This window comes from Kribbella sp. NPDC006257, assembly GCF_040613535.1.
Lineage (GTDB): Bacteria > Actinomycetota > Actinomycetes > Propionibacteriales > Kribbellaceae > Kribbella.
The window spans coordinates 163,643-184,495 of the sequence record NZ_JBEXSJ010000003.1; the positions used below are offsets into that span (position 1 = coordinate 163,643).

General features: G+C 67.4%; 23 protein-coding genes. 7 read left to right on the forward strand and 16 right to left on the reverse strand.

Features of this window, described 5'->3' with window-relative positions; translation table 11 throughout:
- The 3 genes from ABZ004_RS05070 to ABZ004_RS05080 form a co-directional block, all read right to left on the reverse strand.
- The gene (locus tag ABZ004_RS05070) at positions 1–843 is read right to left on the reverse strand and encodes a TIM barrel protein (RefSeq protein WP_355678472.1); all 843 of its coding nucleotides are present in this window, start codon (positions 841–843) and stop codon (positions 1–3) included.
- Positions 827–2,002: an ROK family protein gene (locus ABZ004_RS05075; protein ID WP_355678473.1), complete on the reverse strand. Its 1,176-nt coding sequence runs from the start codon at positions 2,000–2,002 to the stop codon at positions 827–829. The genes ABZ004_RS05070 and ABZ004_RS05075 overlap by 17 nt, the downstream gene beginning before the upstream one ends.
- A 63-nt stretch (positions 2,003–2,065) precedes the next feature.
- Positions 2,066–3,211 carry a helix-turn-helix domain-containing protein gene (locus tag ABZ004_RS05080; RefSeq protein WP_355678474.1) on the reverse strand — a complete coding sequence of 382 codons (1,146 nt, stop codon included), beginning with the start codon at positions 3,209–3,211 and terminating at the stop codon, positions 2,066–2,068.
- 109 nt (positions 3,212–3,320) lie between these two features.
- Between ABZ004_RS05080 and ABZ004_RS05085 the strand changes: the two genes are divergently transcribed.
- A complete protein-coding gene (locus tag ABZ004_RS05085; protein ID WP_355678475.1) occupies positions 3,321–4,565 on the forward strand; it encodes a YncE family protein in 1,245 nt (414 codons plus the stop codon).
- Between the two features lie 5 nt (positions 4,566–4,570).
- Here ABZ004_RS05085 and ABZ004_RS05090 read toward each other — a convergent pair whose 3' ends face one another.
- From ABZ004_RS05090 to ABZ004_RS05120, 7 genes are all read right to left on the reverse strand, one after another.
- Positions 4,571–5,245: a YidC/Oxa1 family membrane protein insertase gene (locus ABZ004_RS05090; RefSeq protein WP_355678476.1), complete on the reverse strand. Its 675-nt coding sequence runs from the start codon at positions 5,243–5,245 to the stop codon at positions 4,571–4,573.
- A 48-nt stretch (positions 5,246–5,293) separates the two neighbouring features.
- A complete protein-coding gene (locus ABZ004_RS05095; protein WP_355678477.1) occupies positions 5,294–5,569 on the reverse strand; it encodes a DUF6412 domain-containing protein in 276 nt (91 codons plus the stop codon).
- Positions 5,569–6,897, reverse strand: a complete 1,329-nt coding sequence (locus tag ABZ004_RS05100) for an RNA polymerase sigma factor (protein ID WP_355678478.1) — start codon at positions 6,895–6,897, stop codon at positions 5,569–5,571. The genes ABZ004_RS05095 and ABZ004_RS05100 overlap by 1 nt, the downstream gene beginning before the upstream one ends.
- 253 nt (positions 6,898–7,150) lie before the next feature.
- Complete coding sequence (locus ABZ004_RS05105) at positions 7,151–7,768, reverse strand: HhH-GPD-type base excision DNA repair protein (RefSeq protein WP_355678479.1); 618 nt, start codon at positions 7,766–7,768, stop codon at positions 7,151–7,153.
- A gap of 1 nt (position 7,769) precedes the next feature.
- Complete coding sequence (locus ABZ004_RS05110) at positions 7,770–8,198, reverse strand: universal stress protein (RefSeq protein ID WP_112247498.1); 429 nt, start codon at positions 8,196–8,198, stop codon at positions 7,770–7,772.
- A gap of 278 nt (positions 8,199–8,476) precedes the next feature.
- A complete protein-coding gene (locus ABZ004_RS05115) occupies positions 8,477–9,955 on the reverse strand; it encodes a glutamate--cysteine ligase (RefSeq protein ID WP_355678480.1) in 1,479 nt (492 codons plus the stop codon).
- A gap of 162 nt (positions 9,956–10,117) precedes the next feature.
- A complete protein-coding gene (locus ABZ004_RS05120) occupies positions 10,118–10,909 on the reverse strand; it encodes an MBL fold metallo-hydrolase (RefSeq protein ID WP_355678481.1) in 792 nt (263 codons plus the stop codon).
- A gap of 36 nt (positions 10,910–10,945) precedes the next feature.
- On the opposite strand from ABZ004_RS05120, the gene ABZ004_RS05125 reads away from it, so the two are divergent.
- Positions 10,946–12,271, forward strand: coding sequence for a DNA polymerase IV (locus ABZ004_RS05125; RefSeq protein WP_355678482.1), 1,326 nt, complete (start codon positions 10,946–10,948; stop codon positions 12,269–12,271).
- On the opposite strand, the gene ddaH is transcribed toward ABZ004_RS05125, so the two are convergent.
- Positions 12,251–13,018 (reverse strand): dimethylargininase, encoded by a 768-nt coding sequence (gene ddaH / locus ABZ004_RS05130; RefSeq protein WP_355678483.1) that lies wholly within the window; start codon positions 13,016–13,018, stop codon positions 12,251–12,253. The two genes, ABZ004_RS05125 and ddaH, sit on opposite strands and share 21 nt — an antisense overlap.
- Before the next feature lie 88 nt (positions 13,019–13,106).
- Between ddaH and ABZ004_RS05135 the strand changes: the two genes are divergently transcribed.
- Positions 13,107–13,631 carry a hemerythrin domain-containing protein gene (locus tag ABZ004_RS05135; protein WP_355678484.1) on the forward strand — a complete coding sequence of 175 codons (525 nt, stop codon included), beginning with the start codon at positions 13,107–13,109 and terminating at the stop codon, positions 13,629–13,631.
- A 102-nt stretch (positions 13,632–13,733) separates the two neighbouring features.
- Here ABZ004_RS05135 and ABZ004_RS05140 read toward each other — a convergent pair whose 3' ends face one another.
- From ABZ004_RS05140 to ABZ004_RS05155, 4 genes are read right to left on the reverse strand one after another with little or no spacing between them, the layout of a single operon-like run.
- Positions 13,734–14,465 carry an MBL fold metallo-hydrolase gene (locus ABZ004_RS05140; RefSeq protein ID WP_355678485.1) on the reverse strand — a complete coding sequence of 244 codons (732 nt, stop codon included), beginning with the start codon at positions 14,463–14,465 and terminating at the stop codon, positions 13,734–13,736.
- Positions 14,462–14,854 (reverse strand): YccF domain-containing protein, encoded by a 393-nt coding sequence (locus ABZ004_RS05145; RefSeq protein WP_355678486.1) that lies wholly within the window; start codon positions 14,852–14,854, stop codon positions 14,462–14,464. Before ABZ004_RS05145 ends, ABZ004_RS05140 begins: the two co-directional genes overlap by 4 nt.
- Positions 14,851–15,717 (reverse strand): alpha/beta fold hydrolase, encoded by an 867-nt coding sequence (locus ABZ004_RS05150; protein WP_355678487.1) that lies wholly within the window; start codon positions 15,715–15,717, stop codon positions 14,851–14,853. The genes ABZ004_RS05145 and ABZ004_RS05150 overlap by 4 nt, the downstream gene beginning before the upstream one ends.
- 1 nt (position 15,718) lies before the next feature.
- Positions 15,719–17,842, reverse strand: a complete 2,124-nt coding sequence (locus tag ABZ004_RS05155) for a short-chain dehydrogenase/reductase (protein ID WP_355678488.1) — start codon at positions 17,840–17,842, stop codon at positions 15,719–15,721.
- A 74-nt stretch (positions 17,843–17,916) separates the two neighbouring features.
- Between ABZ004_RS05155 and ABZ004_RS05160 the strand changes: the two genes are divergently transcribed.
- Entirely contained in the window at positions 17,917–18,516 is a 600-nt protein-coding gene (locus ABZ004_RS05160) for a TetR/AcrR family transcriptional regulator (protein ID WP_355678489.1), read from the forward strand.
- 293 nt (positions 18,517–18,809) lie between these two features.
- Here ABZ004_RS05160 and ABZ004_RS05165 read toward each other — a convergent pair whose 3' ends face one another.
- Complete coding sequence (locus tag ABZ004_RS05165; protein WP_355678490.1) at positions 18,810–19,241, reverse strand: MarR family transcriptional regulator; 432 nt, start codon at positions 19,239–19,241, stop codon at positions 18,810–18,812.
- A gap of 91 nt (positions 19,242–19,332) precedes the next feature.
- On the opposite strand from ABZ004_RS05165, the gene ABZ004_RS05170 reads away from it, so the two are divergent.
- Genes ABZ004_RS05170 through xth form a run of 3 tightly spaced genes read left to right on the forward strand, consistent with a single transcriptional unit; the run spans position 19,333 to position 20,852 of the window.
- Positions 19,333–19,791, forward strand: coding sequence for a hypothetical protein (locus ABZ004_RS05170; protein ID WP_355678491.1), 459 nt, complete (start codon positions 19,333–19,335; stop codon positions 19,789–19,791).
- 2 nt (positions 19,792–19,793) lie between these two features.
- Positions 19,794–20,039: a DUF3817 domain-containing protein gene (locus ABZ004_RS05175; RefSeq protein ID WP_355678492.1), complete on the forward strand. Its 246-nt coding sequence runs from the start codon at positions 19,794–19,796 to the stop codon at positions 20,037–20,039.
- A 9-nt stretch (positions 20,040–20,048) separates the two neighbouring features.
- Positions 20,049–20,852: an exodeoxyribonuclease III gene (gene xth / locus ABZ004_RS05180; RefSeq protein WP_355678493.1), complete on the forward strand. Its 804-nt coding sequence runs from the start codon at positions 20,049–20,051 to the stop codon at positions 20,850–20,852.
- Position 20,853: the final 1 nt, after the last annotated feature.

Below are 20,853 nucleotides of genomic sequence, written 5' to 3' on the forward strand. Positions count from 1 at the left end.
TCAGGCTCCCACCAATCCGAGAATGTTCGTGAGTGAGCGCTCGATGGCCTGCGGAACCGCCTCCAGGCCTTCGAACTCCAGGCTGACCGGCAGGTCCGGCTTCGTACCGACCAACGCCAGCAGGCCCGGCAGATCCAAATCGCCATGGCCGGAGATGGTGCCGAGCAGGTAGTCACCGGCCAGCGTCTTCAGCCAGCCGTCGCCCGGCGCCGTACGCCGGATGTGGAAGTCCTTCACGCCGACGGAGGCCGCGAGATCGATCAACCCTGCCGCCGTCCTGCCCGGCACCTCGCCGACACACAGCCCGTTGCCGAGGTCGAGCGTGACCCGGAAGTTCGGCCGGTCCACCGCGTGCACGAGCCGGGTCAACCGCTCGCTGCCGTTCATGAAGAAGCCGTGATTCTCGATCGTCGACACGATGCCCAGCTCCGCCGCGTGGTCCGCGACCGCCTGGCAGCCGATCACGACCTGCCCGAACGTCGACTCGAACTCGGCCTGGTCCTGCTCGCGCCACGCCCATGGCGCGACGTCGTGCCGGAAGATCCCCGCTCCGAACCGGTGCGCGACATCCAGCTGCCGGCGCAGCTTGTCGATCTCCTCGCCATCCGCGGTCCGCAGATCGCCACCGACCAAATAGTTCACGATCGGTACGCCGACGTCGGTTGCATGCACGGCCGCCTTGCGGACGACCTCCTCGTGCTCCAGGTAGTAGTCACCGTCCACGGCGGCGATCTCGATGTGCCCGGCCGGCGATGCGGCGACCCAGTCCAGGACGGCGATCAGGTCCATCTCACCGCTCGCCATCAGCTTGCGGAAGCAGTACGTACTAACTCCCAGTTTCACTGCTGGTCCTCTCGACGTCGTTAGTGATCCATGTCCACGGACTTGGAAAGCCGTGGACGCCGTAAATGTCCGGACTGAACTTGTCGAACGCGTTGCCGACCGCACCGAGTACGACGGCTTCGCGCCCCAGGGCCGAGGCGACGAACGGCGGGCGTTCGGGGAAGAGCAGCTCCTTGTCGACCGCCGCTTCCAGCGAGCGAATCAGTACGTCGCTGTCCGCGGCCGGTCCACCGCGAACGACCAGGACCTCCGGATCGACGGTCAGCAGCACGGTCGCGATCCGCGCGGCGATCTGCGCGCAGAAGTCCTCGATCTCCGCCTTCGCGTCCGGGTCGCCAGCAGCCGCGGCTTTCAGGACGGCTTCCCCGGTCGGCTGCGATGTCCAGACCAGCTGTCCGCGCCGGGCGTTCCGGGTCCAGCGCATTCCCCGCTGGGCGCCGAGTTCACCCGCGAGCCGATGCCGTCCTTGCCGGATGACACCGTTCAGCACGATCGACATCGACAGCCGGGAACCGATCTGCAGATAGACGACATCGTCGTACCCGCGCCCGGCGCCGCCCCGCTGCTCGGCCAGCGCCGCGAGCTTGATGTCGTTGTCAACGGCAACAGAATGCCCCAGCCGCTCAGCCACTTCCGACCCGACCGGCACACCGACCAGGTCGGGCAACGCCAGGCTGGCGCGCAGCCGACCATCGGCCTCGACCACCCCGGCCAGGCCGATCCCGATCGCCCGCAACCGGCCGAACTCGACCGAGGCCTCCTCGACCACCGCGTGCACCGCACGCTCGATCAGCGCGATATCGGGACGCTGCTCCCCCATCAACTCGACGTAGCCGAGCCGCCGGCCGGACAGGTCGCAAACGACGGCACGCGCTCCACGCGGACCGAGATCCACTCCAGCCACCAGCCCTGCCTCGCGCGCGAACCGGAAGGCGCGAGCAGGTCGCCCCAGTCCCCCGACCACCGGATCGGTCGCCACAACGACGCCTGCATCGAGGAGGTCATCCAGGACTGCGTGCACCGTCGGCCGCGACAGCCCGGTGCCCGCGCTGATCGCGCCGACCGTCTCGGCATCGTCCGTACCGCTCAGGAAGCTCAGACAGGTGACTTGATTCGCCGATCGTTCCGCCTGCGCGGCACCTCCTACTGAGCTGTCCATCGATCCGCCCTGATTTGATAACCGCCTTTAATAAAGACGGTATCAGAACGGTCCCAAGCCTGGCTACGAAGAACTGAGCCAGGTTGTCAGTGCCCACCAGTCGCGGGCGGGCTGGAGTGCGATCAGGTGACCGGGCCGAGGCTGGTCCGGCGACCAGCCGGTCATCGCCGTCAGCCGGCTCAGTCGATAACGAACCGTGTTGGCGTGCAGATGCAGTGCCACAGCCGTCTGATCGAGCCTTCTCCCCGTTGTGAGATAAGCCAGCGCGGTGCTGACCAGTTGGCGGTGATAGCGGTCAGCCGGATCGAGTACGCCGAGAAGCTCGCGCGCGAGGATGCCTGCGAGGACCGGCTGGGTAGCGAGCGCTGTCTCGACGGCGAGGTCCGGCAACTGGTGGAGACCGTGGCGTCCGCTTGCCGCGGCGAGTGCTGCGCAACAGGTCGAGTACACCTTTGGGATCTCCTGCAGCGGCACTGCAGGCGCGACCACCACCAGCTCATCGCAGGTGACTTGTTCCGGTGCAGGAAGGCGCGGCATCAATCCCGTCAGCCTTCCCTCGACGAGCCCGAAAACCCCGTCCGGGTAAGCGATCCGGCGCTCGACCGTTTGTGCGTGGGCAGGATCGGTGACGTCCGAGACCAGACAGAAGTAGGTTCGGTTCGCCGCCAGCCCGATCCGCCCGAGTTCTTCGCGGGGAAGCTCCTCCAGGAGAAGACGTCGCAGCAGCTGGGTGCGCGTATCGCGCGCAGTACGGGACAGCTGCAGCTCGGCGGCGTGGTAGCCGCTGACGACGTGGCGCTCCAGCGCACCGACGTACCGCTCGAAGTCGAGCATCACCTCCAGCAGGAGATCCGCCGGCACTCCCGCTGCCCGGCTCCGTTCCATCGTCATCGCGATCACCTGACCGCGGCCGGCGTGCACCCCGCGGAGCAGCTCGGTCAGTCCGATGCCCTGGGCCGCGCGGTCCGCGCCGAGCTGGGCCGCCGCGGCGAAGTCCTCGTGCCGGGGACCTTCACGATCCGCGAACGCGGTCAAGGCCGCCGCGACGATGACGGCGATGTGCCTGCGGTTCTCGGCGATCGGCAGACTCGCCACCTCGGGAGAGTCGTTCCTGGCCGCCGCGACCACCGCCTCGATCACCCCGCCGTCGGCAGCCATCGCGCGGACGATCTCGCTGAACACAGCACGACCCTGCTGGTCGACGGCCATCGCGACCCCTCACTGTCGATCGGCCTTTGTCGGTGAGCCACAACCGCAGGCATCCGCGTTGGGAGCTGCGACCTAGCAACCCAACGCTACCGGTTGGTTACCTGATGCCATGCCAACGATTCGTCGTACCGCCCTCTGGCTCACCGTCGCCGCCCTGGCCGCCACCGTCCTTCCGTCCGCGAACGCCGCCACCAGTACGACGGTCGCCCAGACGCGGCCGGTCTTGTTGGTCGGCAACAACTGGGAGGGGACGGCCGACGTGGTCGCGCCCACCGCGGACCTGACCAAGATCGGCCGGATCAACCTCATCCCGGACAAGGACCAGCGGCTCGCCGAGATCTACGCGGACCCGATCCGGCTCGGCTACTTCCTCGGCATCCGCACCTCGGTCGGCGAGGGCCACGACCAGTTCGTCGACGACCTGTACACGACGCCGGACGGCGGCTCGGTGGTGGTGTCGCGGCCGAGCTTCGCCGACGTCGTCTCCGTCAGCCTCACGACCGGCCAGGTCGGCTGGCGCTTCGCCGTGTCCGGTTACCGCGCCGACCACATGGCCGTCTCCCCCGACGGCGAACGCGTGGCCGTCTCCGCCTCGACCTCCAACACCGTGCACGTGCTGGACATCCACACCGGGCAGCAACTCGGCTCCTACCCCACCGGTGACAAGCCGCACGAGAACACGTTCACCGGCGGCGGCCGCTACTTGTGGACCAGCTCGATCGGCGAGGTCAACACCGCGCTGGACGAGCCGTGGCTGGACTGGACCAAGGGCGACCGCAAGATCACGATCGTAGACACCACGAACTTCCAGCAGGTCAAGGAGATCGACATGCGACCGCGGCTGGACGCCTTCGGCCGCAAGGATCTCTCCGACGCCGTGCGCCCGATGGTCTTCACCCCGGACGAGTCCAAGCTCTACTTCCAGGTGTCGTTCTTCAACGGGCTGCTCGAGTACGACCTCGCCACCGACAAGATCACCCGCAGCAAGACGCTGCCGAAGAACCCGAACACCACCGAGGACCGGACCAAATGGGTGAACGACTCCCGGCACCACGGACTCTCGATCAGCCCGAACGGCCAGAAGCTCTGCGTCGCGGGCACGATGGACGACTACGCCACGGTGGTTGACCGCGCCACCCTGCAGGAAGGCCCACTGGTTGGAGTGTCCAAGCCGTACTGGGCAACGGTCACCGGTGACGGGTCGGCGTGCGTCGTCTCCGAGAGCGGATCGGACCGGGTCTCGTCGATCAGCTTCGGGACCGGCCAGAAGATCGCGTCGATCGTCGTCGGCGATCACCCCCAGCGGGTCCGCCTCGGAAAGATCCCCACCACCTGGACCGGCCCCGCGAGCTGAGCGCGCTACCGCTGCAGGATGGCTCGTTCCAGGACTGTCCACGTGGTTGTGGTCAGCAAGTAGAGTCCGGCTGCCAGCGGGATGAAAGCGGCGGTGACGAGCGTGCCGTAGGGCAGCACCTTGGTCAGCTGGCCGACCAGTCCGGTCGGCTGGCTCTCGGCCTGACGCTGCTGCCAGCGTGCCGAGAAGTAGGCAACGACAGCAAGTAGTACTGCGAGGCCGAGGTACGCCGGTGTCGAGGTGAGCAGCGGCCAGTGCAGACCGAGGGGTGCGCCGAACAAGGTGCCCGTCAGCAACTGGTTCGAATGACCGGCGACTACGGCCGTGGAGAACAAGCGGTACATCACCCAGAAGAAGGGCAACTGGGCAAGCATCGGCAGGCATCCGGCGAACAGGGAGCCGGACTCCGCCTGCAACTTGGCCATCTCCTGCTGCAGCCGTTCAGGGTTGTTCTTGTGCTTGTCGGACAACTCCTTGAGCTGCGGCATCAACGCAGTACGGGATTTGGTGCCTTTGGCTGCGCGGACGCTGAGTGGGAGGAGGGCGAGACGGACGGCGACCGTGCAGAGCACGATGGCCAGCGCCGCGGAGTACGGGCCGGTGAGGGGTGCGAAGGTCTGAGAGATCCAGTGGACGAGGTGATACGCGCCGCTGACGGGCACGTCGAGGAATGCAGGCATGGCAAAGCTCCACGAGTGAGAAACGGAAAGGGCAACGCTGGGTGGGCGTTACCTTCCCGGTGCTCGGGGACGCGGCCGGCCGGCGGCGTCGGGATCGCGGAGCGGGAGGAAGGCGGCCTTGCGGGTGGACTCACGCAGGGCGGTGGCGCGGGCGAGCAGCGGCTCGGCCGTCGGGCGGCTCGACGCGGCGTGCGAGACGAGGAGCACGGCAAATACAGCGGCCGCCGCCGTGAGAACGGCGACGGCCAGCAGACCAGACTCTGGCCCGAGGGCAGGCATCGCCAGCGTCCACACGCCGGCGAATGCCTTGCCCATGAGTGTCATCAGTCGAGGTAGTCCCGCAGCACCTGCGAGCGCGACGGGTGCCGCAGCTTCGACATCGTCTTGGACTCGATCTGGCGGATCCGCTCGCGGGTCACGCCGTAGACCTTGCCGATCTCGTCCAGCGTCTTCGGCTGGCCGTCGGTCAGCCCGAAGCGCATCGAGACGACGCCGGCCTCCCGCTCGGACAGCGTGTCCAGTACGGCGTGCAGCTGCTCCTGGAGCAAGGTGAACGAGACGGCCTCGGCCGGCACGATCGCCTCGGAGTCCTCGATCAGGTCACCGAACTCCGAATCGCCGTCCTCGCCGAGCGGAGTGTGCAGGGAGATCGGCTCGCGGCCGTACTTCTGCACCTCGATGACCTTCTCCGGGGTCATGTCGAGCTCCTTGGCGAGCTCTTCCGGAGTAGGTTCGCGGCCGAGGTCCTGGAGCATCTGGCGCTGCACCCGGGCCAGCTTGTTGATGACCTCGACCATGTGCACCGGAATCCGGATGGTGCGGGCCTGGTCGGCCATCGCGCGGGTGATGGCCTGCCGGATCCACCAGGTCGCGTAGGTGGAGAACTTGTAGCCCTTGGTGTAGTCGAACTTCTCGACCGCACGGATCAGACCGAGGTTGCCCTCCTGGATCAGGTCCAGGAACAGCATGCCGCGGCCGGTGTAGCGCTTGGCCAGCGAGACGACCAGTCGCAGGTTGGCCTCGAGCAGGTGGTTCTTCGCCCGGCGGCCGTCCTCCGAGATCCACTCGTACTCGTCCTTGACCTTGTCCTTCAGCTTGGTCGCCTCGTCGCCGATCTGCTCCTCGGCGAACAGGCCGGCCTCGATCCGCTTCGCGAGCTCGACCTCCTGCTCGGCGTTCAGCAGCGGGACCTTGCCGATCTGCTTCAGGTAGTCCTTCACCGGGTCCGCGGTGGCACCGGCGACCATCACCTGCTGCTCGGGCTCGTCGGTCTCGTCAGCCTCGGAGACGACGAAGCCTTCGCTCTCGCTGAGCTCCTTCTCCAGCGGCTTCACAGCCTCCGGGGAGAAGTCCGACTCGTCGACCTCGTCGAGCGCACGCGGCTTACCGGTCTTCGGGTCGACAGCCAGACCCGCCTCGGACACGGCCTTCTTCGCCGGCGCCTTCTTGGCGGCGGCCTTCTTCGCGGGAATACCGTCCTCCTTGGCAGCAGCCTTCTCGGCCGCGTTCGGTACAGCAGCCTTCTTCACGGGGGCCTTCTTAGCGGCGGGATCGGCCACTCGGGCGCTGGTCCTCGGAGCCGTACTGCGGGCGGTGGCGGCCACGGCCCGGCCGGACTCGGCGGGAAGGTTCTCGGACGAGCTGGACGACACGAATTACCTCTCGTCTGACGATGTGCAGTCTGCAGGGTTACTGGTAGATCAATACAGCGTTGTCATGCCATGATTTGGTGGCGGCTCGCTGGTCAGGCGGCAGCAACACTCCATTGTAATCCGCGAGCCAAGCCCAGCCGTTCCACGACCCCCCGTGATGGCGCGCCGTTACGCTGCGAAACCGCCTGCACGCAACGGATCCGTTACCGAACCGACGCCTTGCGCCGCCGGTTCCGGCCTCGTACTCCAGCGCTCAACTGTTCCGGGTCTGCCGCATCGGTCGCGCCACCACACGCTTCTCGACCTTCTGCTCCATCTTGAACTGACGCACCTTCACCAGGGAGGCCACGTCGATCACGTCCGCGACGGACTTGTAGGCGCCGTCCTCGCCGTACGGTTCGGACGCCTCCCGCCAGCCCCGCGGCCGCACCTTCAGCTGTTTGCCGAGCAGCGCGACGAAGATCTTCGCCTTCTGCGCGCCGAAGCCCGGCAGCGCGGACAGCCTGGCGAGCAGGTCGTCGCCGGACTTCACATCGGACCAGACGGCCGAGGCGTTACCGCCGTACTCCTCGTCCAGGTGTTTGGCCAGCGTCTGGATCCGGGCCGCCATCGCGGTCGGGAACCGGTGCACCGCGGGCGGGCCGGCCACCACCTCGACGAAGCCGTCCGGGTCGTAGGCGGCGACCGTGGACGGGTCGAACGGGCCGTCCATCCGCTGGGCGATCGCGACCGGCCCGGCGAAGGCCCGCTCCATCGGGATCTGCTGATCCAGCAGCATCCCGACCAGCAACGCGAAAGGGTCCCTGCTCAGCATCTCGTCGGCGTCGGGCTGCTGCGCGAGGCACAGCTTCTTGCTGCGTGTCGAAGTCACCTCAGTCCTCCTCCCCATCAGACAACTCAGGCTCGGCCTTGACGGCCAGCACCGGACACGGAGCGTCGAGCAGCACCCGTTGGGCGTTGCTGCCGAGGATGAGCTTGCCGACCGGGGACCGGCGCCGTAGCCCGATCACGATGAACTCCGCGTGGACTTGCTCGGCGACGGCCACCAGGTCCTCCGCCGGGTCGAGTCCACGCACCAGTTGCCGCACCTCGTAGGGCACACCGGTCGAGTCGAGCTGCTCCCGTACCTCCGTCAACGCGGCGTCACTCGCCGCGGCCTCGTCGCTGTCGAAGCTGCGTCCGCCCCGGTGCGAGTTCACCACCACCAGCTTGGCGTCGCGTAGCTTCGCCTCTTCCGCCGCCCGTCTGAGCGCCGCGCGCCCTTCGGACTTCGGGACATACCCCACGACGATGGTCGTCATCGACTTGCCTCACCTCCGGTGTCGCCACCTGTCACGGTCGACCCGTTCCGAACGATACTGCCCTGAACCCGCTTCGGCATCTGTGGAAAAGCACCACCTGTGTCGCATCCGTGACCCTCCGGCAGTTGTGCCCGCAACACCGCCCGCGGTCCCCCGACCGGTTCACCCCTCCATACCCCCGCGCCCGGCTTCTAACCCTGTTGCCGAAGGCAATTTCATTCCGGTCGTTGCTGTCTTACGTTGTCTGCGGGGCTAACCGGTTCAGTCGCCGAGCCGGATCAGTCGATCGGCCATTCGTGCACGGGCGTGTTCTCGTGCATGTGGTCGCGATAGCGGCTGAGCATCCCGCGCAGCGCGTCCCGGCGACCGTGGGATCCCTTTGTATACAGTCGATGGAACTCGTCGGCCTGCCAGGAAGCCCCATTCCGGTGGGTCAAGCAGCGCTGTTCGATGATGCCCAGCAGGCGATCGCGGACCGCGGCGTCGACACCCCACGACTCGAGTCCGCGAGAAGCCAACGGCAACAAGCGCCGCAGTACGAGCTCTGTCGCGCGGGCCGTGCCGACGCCGGGCCAGAACACCTCTGCGTCGATCCCTTGCCTGGCAGCCGCATGGAAGTTCTCTTCGGCCGCACTGAACGACATCTGCGACCAGATCGGCCGCTCGTCGTCGGCCAGTGCACGAACCAGGCCGAAGTAGAACGCGCCGTTGGCCATCGTGTCGACGACCGTCGGACCGGCCGGCAGCACACGATTCTCTACGCGCAGATGCGGCTTCTCCCGGACGACGTCGTACACCGGACGGTTCCAGCGATAGATCGTCCCGTTGTGCAGGCGAAGCTCCGAAAGCGCCGGGGTGTCGCCACGATCCAGGACGGCGATCGGATCCTCGTCCGACGTCACCGGCAACAGGGCCGGGTAGTAGCGCGAGTTCTCCTCGAACAGGTCGAAGATCGAGGTGATCCAGCGTTCGCCGAACCAGACCCGGGGCCGCACACCCTGGGTCTTCAGCTCGTGCGTGCGGGTGTCGGCCGCCTGCTCGAACAGGGCGATCCGGGTCTCCCGCATCAGCTCCTTGCCGAACAGGAAGGGTGAGTTGGCACCGATCGCGAGCTGCACCCCGGAGATCGCCTGCGCCGCGTTCCAGTACTTCGGGAAGGCCTCGGGCGTCACCTGCAGATGGAACTGCGTCGACGTACAGGCGGCTTCGGGGACGATGCTGTCCGCGGTCACCTGCAGCCGCTCGATGCCGTCGATCTCGATCCGGACGTCCTCGCCGCGGGCGGCGAAGATCTGGTCGTTGAGCAACGCGTACCGCGGGTTGGTGCTGAGTGCCTCGCGATGGATGTGCTCGGTGAGCAGCGTCGGCAGTATGCCCACGACGACCATCGACGAGCCGGTCCGCGAAGCCTTCTCCTCGGCCGCATTCAGGCTGGCCCGGATGGACTCCTCCATCGTGGCCAGCCCGTCACCGTCGATCTGCCCCGGCGGCACGTTGATCTCGACGTTGAACTGGCCCAGCTCGGTCTGGAACGCGTCGTCCTCGATCGCGCTCAGCACCTCGCTGTTCTTGAACGCCGGATCGCAGTTCTCGTCGACCAGGTTCAGCTCGATCTCGATCCCGGTCATCGGCCGCTCGGCATCGAACCGCGCCTCGCGCAGCATCCGGGCGAACGCGTCCAGATTGCGATGGACCTGGTCGCGGAACGCGGTCCGATCCGCCCGGGTGAATTCGACCCGGTCGACTTCCTCGCCCATCTGCGCCTCCGCTGTCGGTTACTGCGCCTCCCGGTACCTGGCCTCAGTACTAGCTCCCTGTACCTGACCTTCAGTACTAGCTCCCTGTACCTGCCCTTCAGTCTGCCCGAACCCTGCCCGAGATGTGACCTGTGTCGCGTCGCAGCTCACCCACTGGTCACCTCACAGCGGTACACCCTCCGGCGAGAGCGGGAAGACGATGAAGTCGTCGCGGACGATCCGCTGCGGAATGTCACCGGCTGTCGCGAGTGCGTCGGCCAGTTGAGTCAGCGCCTCCGGCGGAAGTTGCAGTGGGTGTTCGCCGGGATGACGATCCGAGCCGAACTCGTAGTCGACGCCTGGCTGCCGGCTCATCTCGATGTGGGTGCCGAGAACGAGGTCGACCGGTTTGCCGTCGGCAACGAAGGCGGCCAGGCGCGCGATGCTCGCCCGGTACGCCGGCCAGTCGAAGACGTAGAGCCGGCCTGGGTAGAGCGAGTCGCCGGTCAGCAGCAACCGCGTCGTACGGTCGTAGAACGCGAGGTGCGAAGGGTGATGGCCGGGAATCGGTACGACGTCCAGCACGCGATCACCGAGATCGAACTCGACCACCTGCTCGGGCCACGCCGTGATCCCGAAGAACGCGGCCACCTCCTCCGCCGACTTACCAACCACCTTCTCGAACTGGTCGTCGCCACCGACGTGGTCGCCGTGGCCGTGGGTGTGGGCGACGACGAGCTCCAGGTCGCGGCCCGCCAGCAACTCGTCGACGACCTCGCGGAGGTTGGTGTGGCCGGTGCCGGTGTCGAGGAGCAGCGCGCGTTCGGTGCCGAGGAGCAGGTAGATGAACGGGCCCTCGAAGTTGGTCCGCAAGGCCTGCCGGATGATGACCGTTCGGTCGTCGTACCAATGGATCTGGTGCTCGGCGCTGTCGGCGTTCGTGCCGTCGTCCCACTGCGGCGGAAAGTTCGTCATCCAGGAATTGTCGGTGACACCGGGGACACTTGGCTCGTGCGTACCGATCCGTCCATCCTGCATGTCGACCTCGACGCGTTCTTCGCGGCGGTCGAGCAGCGGGACAAGCCGTCGCTGCGCGGCAAGCCGGTGGTGGTCGGCGGCATCGGGCTGCGCGGGGTCGTGTCGACGGCGTCGTACGAGGCCCGCAAGTACGGCGTACGGTCGGCGATGTCGACGGCCGAGGCGCGCTCGCGGTGTCCGCATGCCGCGTATCTCGGGCCCCGGTTCGACGTCTACCGGGAGAGCAGCCAGGCGGTGATGGCGCAGATGCGGGCGCTGTCGCCGCTGGTCGAGCCGCTGTCCCTGGACGAGGCATTCGTCGATCTGGCCGCGTCCGGGCTGACCGGCCTGACCGTCGAGGACGTCACCGCGATCGCCAACGACCTGAAGGCGGCGATCAAGGAGGCGAGCGGCGGCCTGACCGCCTCCGTCGGCGCCGGTACGTCGAAGCTCATCGCCAAGATCGCCAGTGATCTGGACAAGCCCGACGGGGTGGTCGTGGTGCCGCCCGGGACCGAGGCCGAGTTCCTCGCGCCGATGCAGGTGACCGTGATCCCCGGTGTCGGGCCGGCGACCGCACAGCGACTCAGCATGGCCGGAGTGCGGACGGTGGCCGATCTTCAGCAGTTGGATCAGGACGAGCTGATCCGGCAGGTCGGGTCGGCACACGGCAGCAGCCTGCACCGGCTCGCGGTCGCCGCTGACGACCGGGCCGTGGTGAGCGATCGGGAGACCAAGTCGGTCAGCGTCGAGGACACCTTCGAGACCGACATCCTGGACCGGTCGTTGCTGACGGCAATCGGTGACCGGATGGCGCACCGGGTGTCCGAGCGGCTGCAGAAGGCGCAGCTGTCCGGCCGGACGGTGACGGTCAAGACCCGGATGCACGACTTCACCACGCACACCCGATCGTCCACGCTGGCCGGGCCGACCGACGATCCGCGGGTGATCGCCAGGGTCGCCCGCCGGCTGCTGGAGGAGAGCGACGTCTCCGGCGGGATCCGGCTGCTCGGCGTCGGCGTCTCCTCGCTGGCCGACTGGATCCAGGACGATCTCTTCACCGAGGACGAAGATGTTCCGGTCGAGGTCGTCGATGTTCCGGTCCGGCAGCGCGAACGCCTCACCGGGTACTACCCCGGTCAGGACGTCGTGCACACGGAGTACGGCCAGGGCTGGGTGTGGGGCTCCGGCCGTGGCGTGGTGACCGTCCGCTTCGAGACCGCCGCGACGCCGGCCGGGCCGGTGCGGAGTTTCGCGATCGAGGATCCGGCGTTGACCAGGCTCGTGCGGGTGGATCCGTCAGCCGCGGAGGCGGACTGACAGGCAGGTGACGCAGCCTTCGAGTTTCTCGAATTCGCTGATGTCGACGACGACCGGTTCATAACCGCGGGCGCGGAAGAGCTCAGCCGACTTGGGGGCCGAGGCTGCCATCAGCAGGCGGTTCTCCCCCAGCAACACGACGTGCGACCCCGCCTCCTCCGGTACGGCGAGGTAGCTCGGGAACACCGTCGGGTCGTCGACCAGCGGCTCGTAGCCGATCACGGTGCCGTCCGGCAGCGCGGTGACCGCTGACTTCAGGTGCAGCACCTTGTGGACCGGTACGGCGATGACCTGGGCGCCAAGCGCTTGCACCTGCTCGCGCAATTGCTCGATTCCGGCCTGATTCGTCCGGCCGCCGAGTCCGACGTACACGGTCGTGCCGACCTTCAGGACGTCGCCGCCGTCGAGCGTGCCCGGCTCGGTGATGTGCGCGATCCGGTATCCCTGGGCGGCGACGCTTCGCTCGGCCTCGGCGGCTTCCGGGCGGCGTTCGTCGGCACCGGCGCGCGCGATCACCGCGAGGTCACCGAAGACGACCATCGTGTCCTCGACGAACACGCTGTCCGGGCAGTCGTCGGCCGACGGCACCTCGATGCACTCCCAGCCTTCCGCGGCCAGCGCGTCGACGTACTGCTGCCACTGCCTTGCCGCGAGGGCCTTGTCGACGGGAACCCGTTCGATGTGAGTGATCAGACCTTCGTCGAGGCGCGGGCTGGGACGGCGAACGAGCGCGCGAATAGTTGCCATGGGCGCACAGTAATCGGACTCCCGGCGAATGCCACCGCCGATCGGGGGTACCGGGCGGCTACAGCCCCAGACCCTTGGAGGACGAGTAATGCCGAAGATTCTGCAGCGTGCCGGTGGTGACGTGGTCGAGGTGATCCTCGCCGATCACCGCTGGTTCGAAGAGGCGCTCCGCGAACTGCGCGCCGTGGAGAGTGACCGGGACGCCGTCCTGGCCGATCTCGCGACCGTGCTGATCGCACACGCCGAGGCCGAGGAGTCGAAGGTCTATCCGATGCTGCGGAAGAAGAACGCGATCGACCAGGACGAGGTCGAGCACTCCACGCACGAGCACGATGAGGGCAACGAGGCGTTGCTCGCGCTGATGGAGGTCGAGGACAGCAGCTCGGAGGAGTTCAGCGAGAAGACGCACGAGCTGTCCGAGGCGCTGACCCACCACCTCGACGAGGAGGAACGCGACGTCCTCAACCCCGCGAAGACCGACGTGGACGAGGAAGTACGGCTGCGGCTCGGTACCGAGTTCGCCGCCGAACGCGGCCGCCTCATCGACTCGGGCTGCGGCGCGATCGAGAACGTTCGCAAACTGGTAGAGGCCGCCAAAGACAAGAAGAACTGAGTGGGTCCTGCGGCTCTGAGCGCGGGTCAGTCGCCGGAATCGGCGTGAGTGCGGCTGACCCGTGCCCAAAGCCGCAGGAACCCCTCCTTCAACGGCGAGCTTCTACAGCGAGATGACCAAGCCCTCTTCAGCGGCGATGACTTCTCCGTCGAAGACACGCTCAGCCTCGGCCGTCGAGAGAGCGCGATCTGAGTTGGGCCAGAAGTGCGTGAGGAGTAGGCGTCTGGCACCGGCAGCGCCGGTTGCTGCCTCAGTCGCGGTCATCACGTAGCGCGGGGTCGTCGTCGGCGAATCGCCTTGCAGGGTTGCGTCTGTGATGTGCAGATCGGCACCGTCGGCCAGCCGACCGAGTTCCGGTGTGGGGCCGCTGTCGCCGGTGTAGGCGATGGTGAGCTCCGGCGCAGTCAGCCGTACGCCGAGGTTGGTGACGTAGTGCGGCAAGAGCACGCTCTCCACCTGGAACGGGCCGAGCCCGGTCGTGTCGGCGAGGTCGTGCACCTCGAACACGGTTGCGGGATCGGGGCGGGGCTCGAGCGCCCGTAGTACGGAGAGAACGCCTGGCGGGCAGTGCAGCGGGATCGGGGCCGCGTCGGGTGCGAGGTAGTAGCGGACCCGGGCGAGCGCGCTCACGTCGACGCAGTGATCCGGGTGCTGATGAGTGACCACGATCGCATCGACCTCACCGGTCGGGCAGTACTTCAGCAGCTGCGGCAACGCCGCGTATCCGAGATCAAGGACGACCTTGAACCCGTCGTACTCGAGCAGGAACCCCGCGCACGCCCGCCCCGGCTCGGGCCAGGCGCCACACGAGCCGAGGACCGTCAGCGTCCTCATCGAGCGCCGAAGGCCTCGTCGGTCGAGACGATGTCCTTGCCCAGCGGGAACAGGGAGATCGGGATCAGCTTGAAGTTCGCCAGGCCGAGCGGGATGCCGATGATCGTGACGCACAGCGCGATCCCGCTGACCAGGTGACCGAGCGCGAGCCACCAGCCGGCCACGACCACCCAGATCACGTTGCCGATCACCGAACCGGCGCCCGCGCCGCGCTTGTCGACCATCGTCCGGCCGAACGGCCAGAGCGCGAACCCGGCGATCCGGAAGGACGCGATACCGAACGGGATGGTGATGATCAGGATGCAGCAGAGGATGCCGGCGGCGATGTAGCCGAGCGCCAGCCAGAAACCGGCGAGGACCAGCCAGATCAGGTTCAGGATCGTTCTCATACCTGCCAGCCTGCCACCCTCCGGGTGTGTTCGAGGGTCAACCGGGCCACCAGTCCGGGATCGTTCCGGGGCAACCAGTGGCCGCCCCTGACCACCTCCACACTGAGATTGGGGGCCCAGCGCGCGATATCGGTCTGCAGCGGCGTGGTCACGAACGCGTCCCCGTCGGGCGAAACAGCGAGCACCGGTACGTCGGTACGCCGTTGCTCGGGACGCAGCAGATGCGGCAGCACGTTCGCGCGGTACAGGTTGAGGCCGTTCACGTAGTCCGGCAGGGAGCGCTCTCCAGGGGCTGATGCCGTTCCACCTGCACTGGATTCAAGGCGGCTGAAGATCCGGTTCGCCCAGCCTTTGCGCCAGCCGCGCTCGGGCAGCCAGGGCAGATGGAAATAGAAGATGTACCAGGAATGGAGGAGTTGCCGTACGACTTCGCTCGGTCGTGCTTTCCGCAGGAAGTAGCCGGCGTGGTCGAGCGACGGTCCCGAGATCGACACGTACGACGCGATCCGGCCGCGGAGCCGATCGCTTGTGACGAAGTGCCAGGATTGGATCGAGCCCCAGTCGTGCGCGAGCAACTGCACCGGTTGATCTGGTGACACGGCGTCAAGGACGGCGGTGAAGTCTTCCTCGAGCCTTTCCAACTTGTACGCCGAACGGCTGCGTGGGTGATCCGACTCCCCCGCGCCGCGGACGTCGTACGTGATGACGTGGAACTCCTCGGCGAGCCGGTGCGCGACCGGCTCCCACAACGTGGCGTTGTCCGGGTAGCCGTGGACCGCGATCAGGACGGGGGCTGCCGGATCGCCGTACGGGTAGACGGCGATCCGGGTGCCGTCGGCCGAGGTCACTCCCATGGGCTCCATCTCAATAGTCCTCAGTGGAGACCACGCGGAACTTGATGCCGGCTTTGATGAGGCGGTCGCGGAGGGCTGGGCCCAGCGCGGCCGCCGTTGTGGTCTGCCCGGAGGTCGCGGGGAGATCGTCGAAGGCCAGCGAGAGAGCGCATTCTCCGAGCATCTTGGCTGTCTCGTCGTACCCCGGATCGCCGCCGGAGACCTCTGTGGTCACCCGCTTGCCGCCGCCGGAGCCGATGAAGCGTGCCTTGAACCAGGACTTCGCGCGGCGCTCGGGACTTGGTCCGTCGCCTGCTTTGAACCTTGACAGCAAGGCGTTCCGGGCCGGTGGGATCTGCGCCGCAGCCGCCAGCAGGCCTAGTCCGGCGATGCCGCCGGCAACTACCGGTAGGTGTTTCACTGCGGCGTAGTGCGAGTAGCGGAAGTCCGGGCCGTAGTTGTCGAGCAGGTTGGCCGAGTAGGCGACGATCTGCGGGTCGACCGTGGGGAGCGGAACGGCCCAGAACCCTTGTGCGCGGTGGATTCGGCCGGTCGTCAGTTTGACCGAACGGCCTGCGGGACGCGGCTGCGCCTTGCGGCGGGCGCGATGTGCGTCGAGGTTCTGCTTGCCTCGGGAGAAGGCGGTGATCGCGGTGTGGAAGGTGCCGCTCGACGGGGTGCCACCGGCGCGGATCAGCCCTTCGACCTGGAGCGGGACGTTGAGCGGCAACTGCTCGACGGTGAACTGGACGCCGAGGTCGTACGGGATCGAGTCGAAGCCGCAGCAGTGGATGATGCGGGCACCGGTCTCGATCGCCTTCTGGTGATGCGCGACGTACATCTTGTCCACGAACTCGGACTCGCCGGTCAGATCCAGATAGTCGGTGCCGGCTTCGGCACACGCGGCGACCAGCGGTTCGCCGTACCGGATGTAGGGGCCGACCGTGGTGACGACGATGCGGGTGGATTCGGCGAGTGCACGCAGCGATTCGGGATCGTTGACGTCGGCGATCACGAGGTCGAGGTCGATGCCTAGCTTCTCGCGGACGGTCTCGAGTTTTGCCTTGTTCCGGCCCGCCAGGGCCCATTTGAGTTCAGGCGGGGCGTTCTTGGCGAGGTACTCCGCGGTGAGTGCCCCGGTGAAGCCGGTCGCGCCGAGCAGCACCACGTCGTACCGGCGCTCCTTCTGGCGCTCCTTGTCCTGGCGGGGCTCGTCGTTCTGGCGGGCCTTGTCCTTCTGGCGGGCCTCGCCGTTCTGGGGCGCTTCGGTCATCGGCGGGTGGGCCTTTTCGGCGTCGGCCTTGCCGCCGGCGCCGGAGGCGCGTGACGACTCGGCGGCACCGCGGGCCTCGATGTCGGCGAGTGCGGCGCGGTCGGCCTTCGGGACGTTGAAGCGTGCGCCCAACTCGACGAGGTGCGGAATCAGCGCCCGGAAGATCTTCATCGGTCCGATCCAGCCCGGGACGTGGATGACCCTCGAGCGCTTGTTGATGCCGGTGGTGAACTTGTCGACGGCGAAGTCCAGCGGGTAGACCCGGCTCGCCAGCGGGATGCCGGTGCGCACCTTGCCGAACACCGGGTGCTCGTCGACGCCGCGCACCATGTCGGTGTCGACGAACGTCATGTGGGCCACGCCGACCGTGACGCCGAGGTGCCTGAGTTCGGCCCGCAGGGTGTTGCCCATCGCCTCGACGCCTGCCTTGGCGACATTGTAGGACGCGAGACCGGGGATGTGGACGACGGCGGCCAGCGACGAGACGAGCAGGAGATAGCCCTTGCTCTTCAGGAGATGCGGAAGCGTCAGGTGCACGGTCCGCCAGACGCCGTACAGGTCGACGTCGAGAACGCGCTCCCAGACGGCCGGGTCCATGCTCCGGGTGAAGCCGGGTGCCGCGATGCCGGCGTTCGCCATCACCACGTCGATCCGGCCGTACCGCTCGGCGATCGCCTCGACGGCGGTGCGCAGCGACTCCAGGTCGGTCACGTCGGCTTCCCACCAGCCGGCGTCCGGGCCGCAGTCCTCAGCGACCTTCTTCAGCTCGTCGGGTTCGAGCCCGACCAGCGCCAGGGTGTCGCCTTCGCTCGCCAGTTTCCGGGCCACCGCGGCGCCGATTCCCCGGGACGCGCCTGTGATGAGTACGACCTTGCCGGCCATCGTCGACCTCCGCCTGTTGAGTGGACACTCAACAGTAAGTGCTTATTGAGCCAATACTCAATAGACTGGCCCGTATGACCCAGACCACCCCAGCTGCCGGGCGCTCGCCTCGGTTGCGGCCCGAGGAGCGGCGGACGCAGATTCTGGATGCGGCTCGGCGGGTGCTGGAGGCGGATCCGCACCGCGAACTCACCGTCGAACTGGTAGCGGCCGAGGCGCAGGTCTCCCCCGCGCTGCTGTTCCACTACTTCGGCTCGAAAAAGAAGTTCCAGTACGCCGTGATCGAGGAAGCGGCCGCCGAGATGATGCTGCGGACCGCCCCCGACCTCTCACTACCACCCGAGGAGCAGTTGCGAAGCGGGATCCGCGCCTTCGTCCGGGCGGTGCTCGAAGCACCGGCGCTCTATCGGGCGACCCTGCTGATGTCGGCAGCCGGCGACCCCGCAGTACGGGCTCTGCACACGGAGATCCGGCAGGTCTTCAGCCGTTGGGTGATCGACGCCGTCGCCGCCTCCGGAACCGAGGTCACCCCAGCAGTCGAACTGCTGTGCCACGGCTGGCAGGGCTACGTAGAACAGACCCTGCTCACCTGGATCGAACACCCCACCGTCTCCCCCGACACCCTCGAACACCTCTGCGAAGGCTCCCTAGCAGCCCTCCTCACCACCATCTGACCAACCACCGTCGCGCTCCTCGCCCCGCTGGCCGACTGCCCAGCCCGACGCCGATGGATCTCCGGGTCAGCTGTCAGCGAGGCGCCCTCGCTCGGTAGCGGACTACCGCGGCGCTGACACGATTTTCGTCCACTGGCCCGCTATTTTCGCGGCAGCGGAGGAAAACCGGGGCAGCGGAGGAAGACCGCGGCAGCGGTCGCAAGAGGCGGGCGATGCGTAGGCGATCGGCTCCGCATCGCGAAGAGTTCACCCGGCTGGGCGCGCTGGGTGACTAGTCCTTCAGCGCTGGGTGACTAGTCCTTCAGCGCCAGGAGGGCCTTCAGGGCGGCGGCGCCCATCTCGGCTGTCGCGGCCGGGCCGATCGCCTTCTCGAGGCGCTGGTCGGCGGCCTTCAGGACTTTGCGGCCTCGGTCGAGGAGTTTGTGACCGTCGGCGGTGACCTGGAGGTCCGCCGTACGCCCGCGGCCCGGTGCGGTGAGGCGCTCGACAGCTCCGGCCTTCTCCAGTTGGAGCAGCGTGGATTGCATGCTCTGCACGGTGATGCCGTCGCGTCGGGCGAGTTCGCTGTAGGACAGACCGGGTTGATGCGCGAGGTGCCCGAGCACGGACAACTGCCGCATCGATAACCCCTCGGCGCGGAGCTCGATCTCCGCCTGCTCGCGGATCCGCCGGCCGAGCATCATCAGCAGCAGCGCGGTGTTGATCGCCTCGGGTGGCTCGGTCACGTCCTCATCTTCGCAGACCGGGTTTCAGTTCGACTGCAACTGTAGTTACAGTTTGCCTGAAACTCGCCTCTCTCAGCCGATCGGGAGCCCCATGAACAAGGTTCTGCTCAGCATCCATGTCCTCGCCGGAATCATCTTCGTCGGCCCGGTGACCGTGGCCGCGAGCATGTTCCCGCCGCTGGCCCGGAAGTTCCTCAGCTCCGAGGACAACGACAGCGCCGTACTGCGGTTGCTGCACCGGATCAGCCGCGGCTACGCGATCGCCGGCATCACCGTGCCGGTTTTCGGCATCGCGGTCGGCGCCGGGCTCGGCGTACTGGGTGAGTACTGGCTGGTCATCGCGATGGTGCTGACTCTGGCAGCCGCCGCAGTACTGGCTTTCCTCGTCCTGCCGACCCAGAGCCGCGTTCTCGCCGCGACGCCTGAGCAGCGGGAAGCCCTGCTACCGCAGGCGAAAACGCTCTCCATGACCACCGGAATCTTCGCTCTCCTCTGGGCAATCGTGGTCGTCCTGATGATCGTCCGCCCCGGCTCGACCACGGGAGTCTGACGATGTTACGGCTGCTCAAGATCACCGCGGCGGTCGAGGCGATCACCGTCGTGCTGCTCTTCGCCAACCTGTTCACCGTGCACTGGGCACCCGTTGCTTCGGCACTCGGGCCGACGCACGGTACGGCGTACCTGGTGACGATCGTGACCGTCTTCTCGCTGCAGGGTGCACCGGCGAAGGCGAAGTGGTTGTCCTTCGTGCCGGGTGTCGGCGGGTACCTGGCGTTGCGGGCGGCCGGCGAACGTTAGGGTTCTGGGGTGCTGAAGGTTGCGACGGTCAATGTGAACGGGATTCGGGCTGCTTACCGGCGCGGGATGGCGGCCTGGCTCGAGGAGACCGATCCGGAACTGCTGCTGATGCAGGAGGTTCGCGCGACCGACGAAGTACTGCGGGATCACCTCGGCGGCGACTGGCACATCGCGCACGCCGAACCGACGATCGAGGGTCACAAGGGCCGCGCGGGTGTCGCGATCGCCAGCCGTCGCCCGATCAAGCTGGAGACGACCGAGATCGGGCCCGAGCGGTTCGCCGGGTGCGGACGATGGGTCGAGGCCGAGATCGTGCTGGACGACGGGAGCACGCTCTCCGCGATCAGCACCTATGTGTTCACGGGCGAATTCGAGACTCCCCGGCGGCAGGCCGAGAAGTACGCGTTCCTGGATGCGATCACCGAGCGCTTGTCCGTACTACGGGCCGACGGGCGACACGTGCTGATGTGCGGCGACCTCAACATCGCCCACCGCGAGGTCGACCTGAAAGCCTGGAAAGCGAACCGCAAGAAGAGCGGATTCCTCCCCGAAGAACGCGCCTGGCTCGACTCCCTCTTCGCCGCCGGCTGGGTCGACCTAGGCCGCCACTTCGGCGGCGACGGCCCCGGCCCGTACTCCTGGTGGTCCTGGCGAGGCAAGGCCTTCGACAACGACGCAGGCTGGCGCATCGACTACCAGATCGCCTCCCCCGCCCTGGCCACCACCGCCACCACCTGCCGCACCCACCGAGCCCCCACCTACGCCGAACGCTGGAGCGACCACGCCCCCGTCGTAGCCACGTACGCGATCTGAT

Coding starts and splice junctions, on each gene's coding strand:
- ABZ004_RS05075 (WP_355678473.1), bottom strand. CDS start 2,002: ATGGACAGCTCAGTAGGAGGTGCCGCGCAGGCGGAACGATCGGCGAAT.
- ABZ004_RS05080 (WP_355678474.1), bottom strand. CDS start 3,211: ATGGCCGTCGACCAGCAGGGTCGTGCTGTGTTCAGCGAGATCGTCCGC.
- ABZ004_RS05085 (WP_355678475.1), top strand. CDS start 3,321: ATGCCAACGATTCGTCGTACCGCCCTCTGGCTCACCGTCGCCGCCCTG.
- ABZ004_RS05090 (WP_355678476.1), bottom strand. CDS start 5,245: ATGCCTGCATTCCTCGACGTGCCCGTCAGCGGCGCGTATCACCTCGTC.
- ABZ004_RS05095 (WP_355678477.1), bottom strand. CDS start 5,569: ATGACACTCATGGGCAAGGCATTCGCCGGCGTGTGGACGCTGGCGATG.
- ABZ004_RS05110 (WP_112247498.1), bottom strand. CDS start 8,198: ATGACGACCATCGTCGTGGGGTATGTCCCGAAGTCCGAAGGGCGCGCG.
- ABZ004_RS05115 (WP_355678480.1), bottom strand. CDS start 9,955: ATGGGCGAGGAAGTCGACCGGGTCGAATTCACCCGGGCGGATCGGACC.
- ABZ004_RS05120 (WP_355678481.1), bottom strand. CDS start 10,909: ATGACGAACTTTCCGCCGCAGTGGGACGACGGCACGAACGCCGACAGC.
- ddaH (WP_355678483.1), bottom strand. CDS start 13,018: ATGGCAACTATTCGCGCGCTCGTTCGCCGTCCCAGCCCGCGCCTCGAC.
- ABZ004_RS05135 (WP_355678484.1), top strand. CDS start 13,107: ATGCCGAAGATTCTGCAGCGTGCCGGTGGTGACGTGGTCGAGGTGATC.
- ABZ004_RS05140 (WP_355678485.1), bottom strand. CDS start 14,465: ATGAGGACGCTGACGGTCCTCGGCTCGTGTGGCGCCTGGCCCGAGCCG.
- ABZ004_RS05145 (WP_355678486.1), bottom strand. CDS start 14,854: ATGAGAACGATCCTGAACCTGATCTGGCTGGTCCTCGCCGGTTTCTGG.
- ABZ004_RS05150 (WP_355678487.1), bottom strand. CDS start 15,717: ATGGAGCCCATGGGAGTGACCTCGGCCGACGGCACCCGGATCGCCGTC.
- ABZ004_RS05155 (WP_355678488.1), bottom strand. CDS start 17,842: ATGGCCGGCAAGGTCGTACTCATCACAGGCGCGTCCCGGGGAATCGGC.
- ABZ004_RS05160 (WP_355678489.1), top strand. CDS start 17,917: ATGACCCAGACCACCCCAGCTGCCGGGCGCTCGCCTCGGTTGCGGCCC.
- ABZ004_RS05170 (WP_355678491.1), top strand. CDS start 19,333: ATGAACAAGGTTCTGCTCAGCATCCATGTCCTCGCCGGAATCATCTTC.
- ABZ004_RS05175 (WP_355678492.1), top strand. CDS start 19,794: ATGTTACGGCTGCTCAAGATCACCGCGGCGGTCGAGGCGATCACCGTC.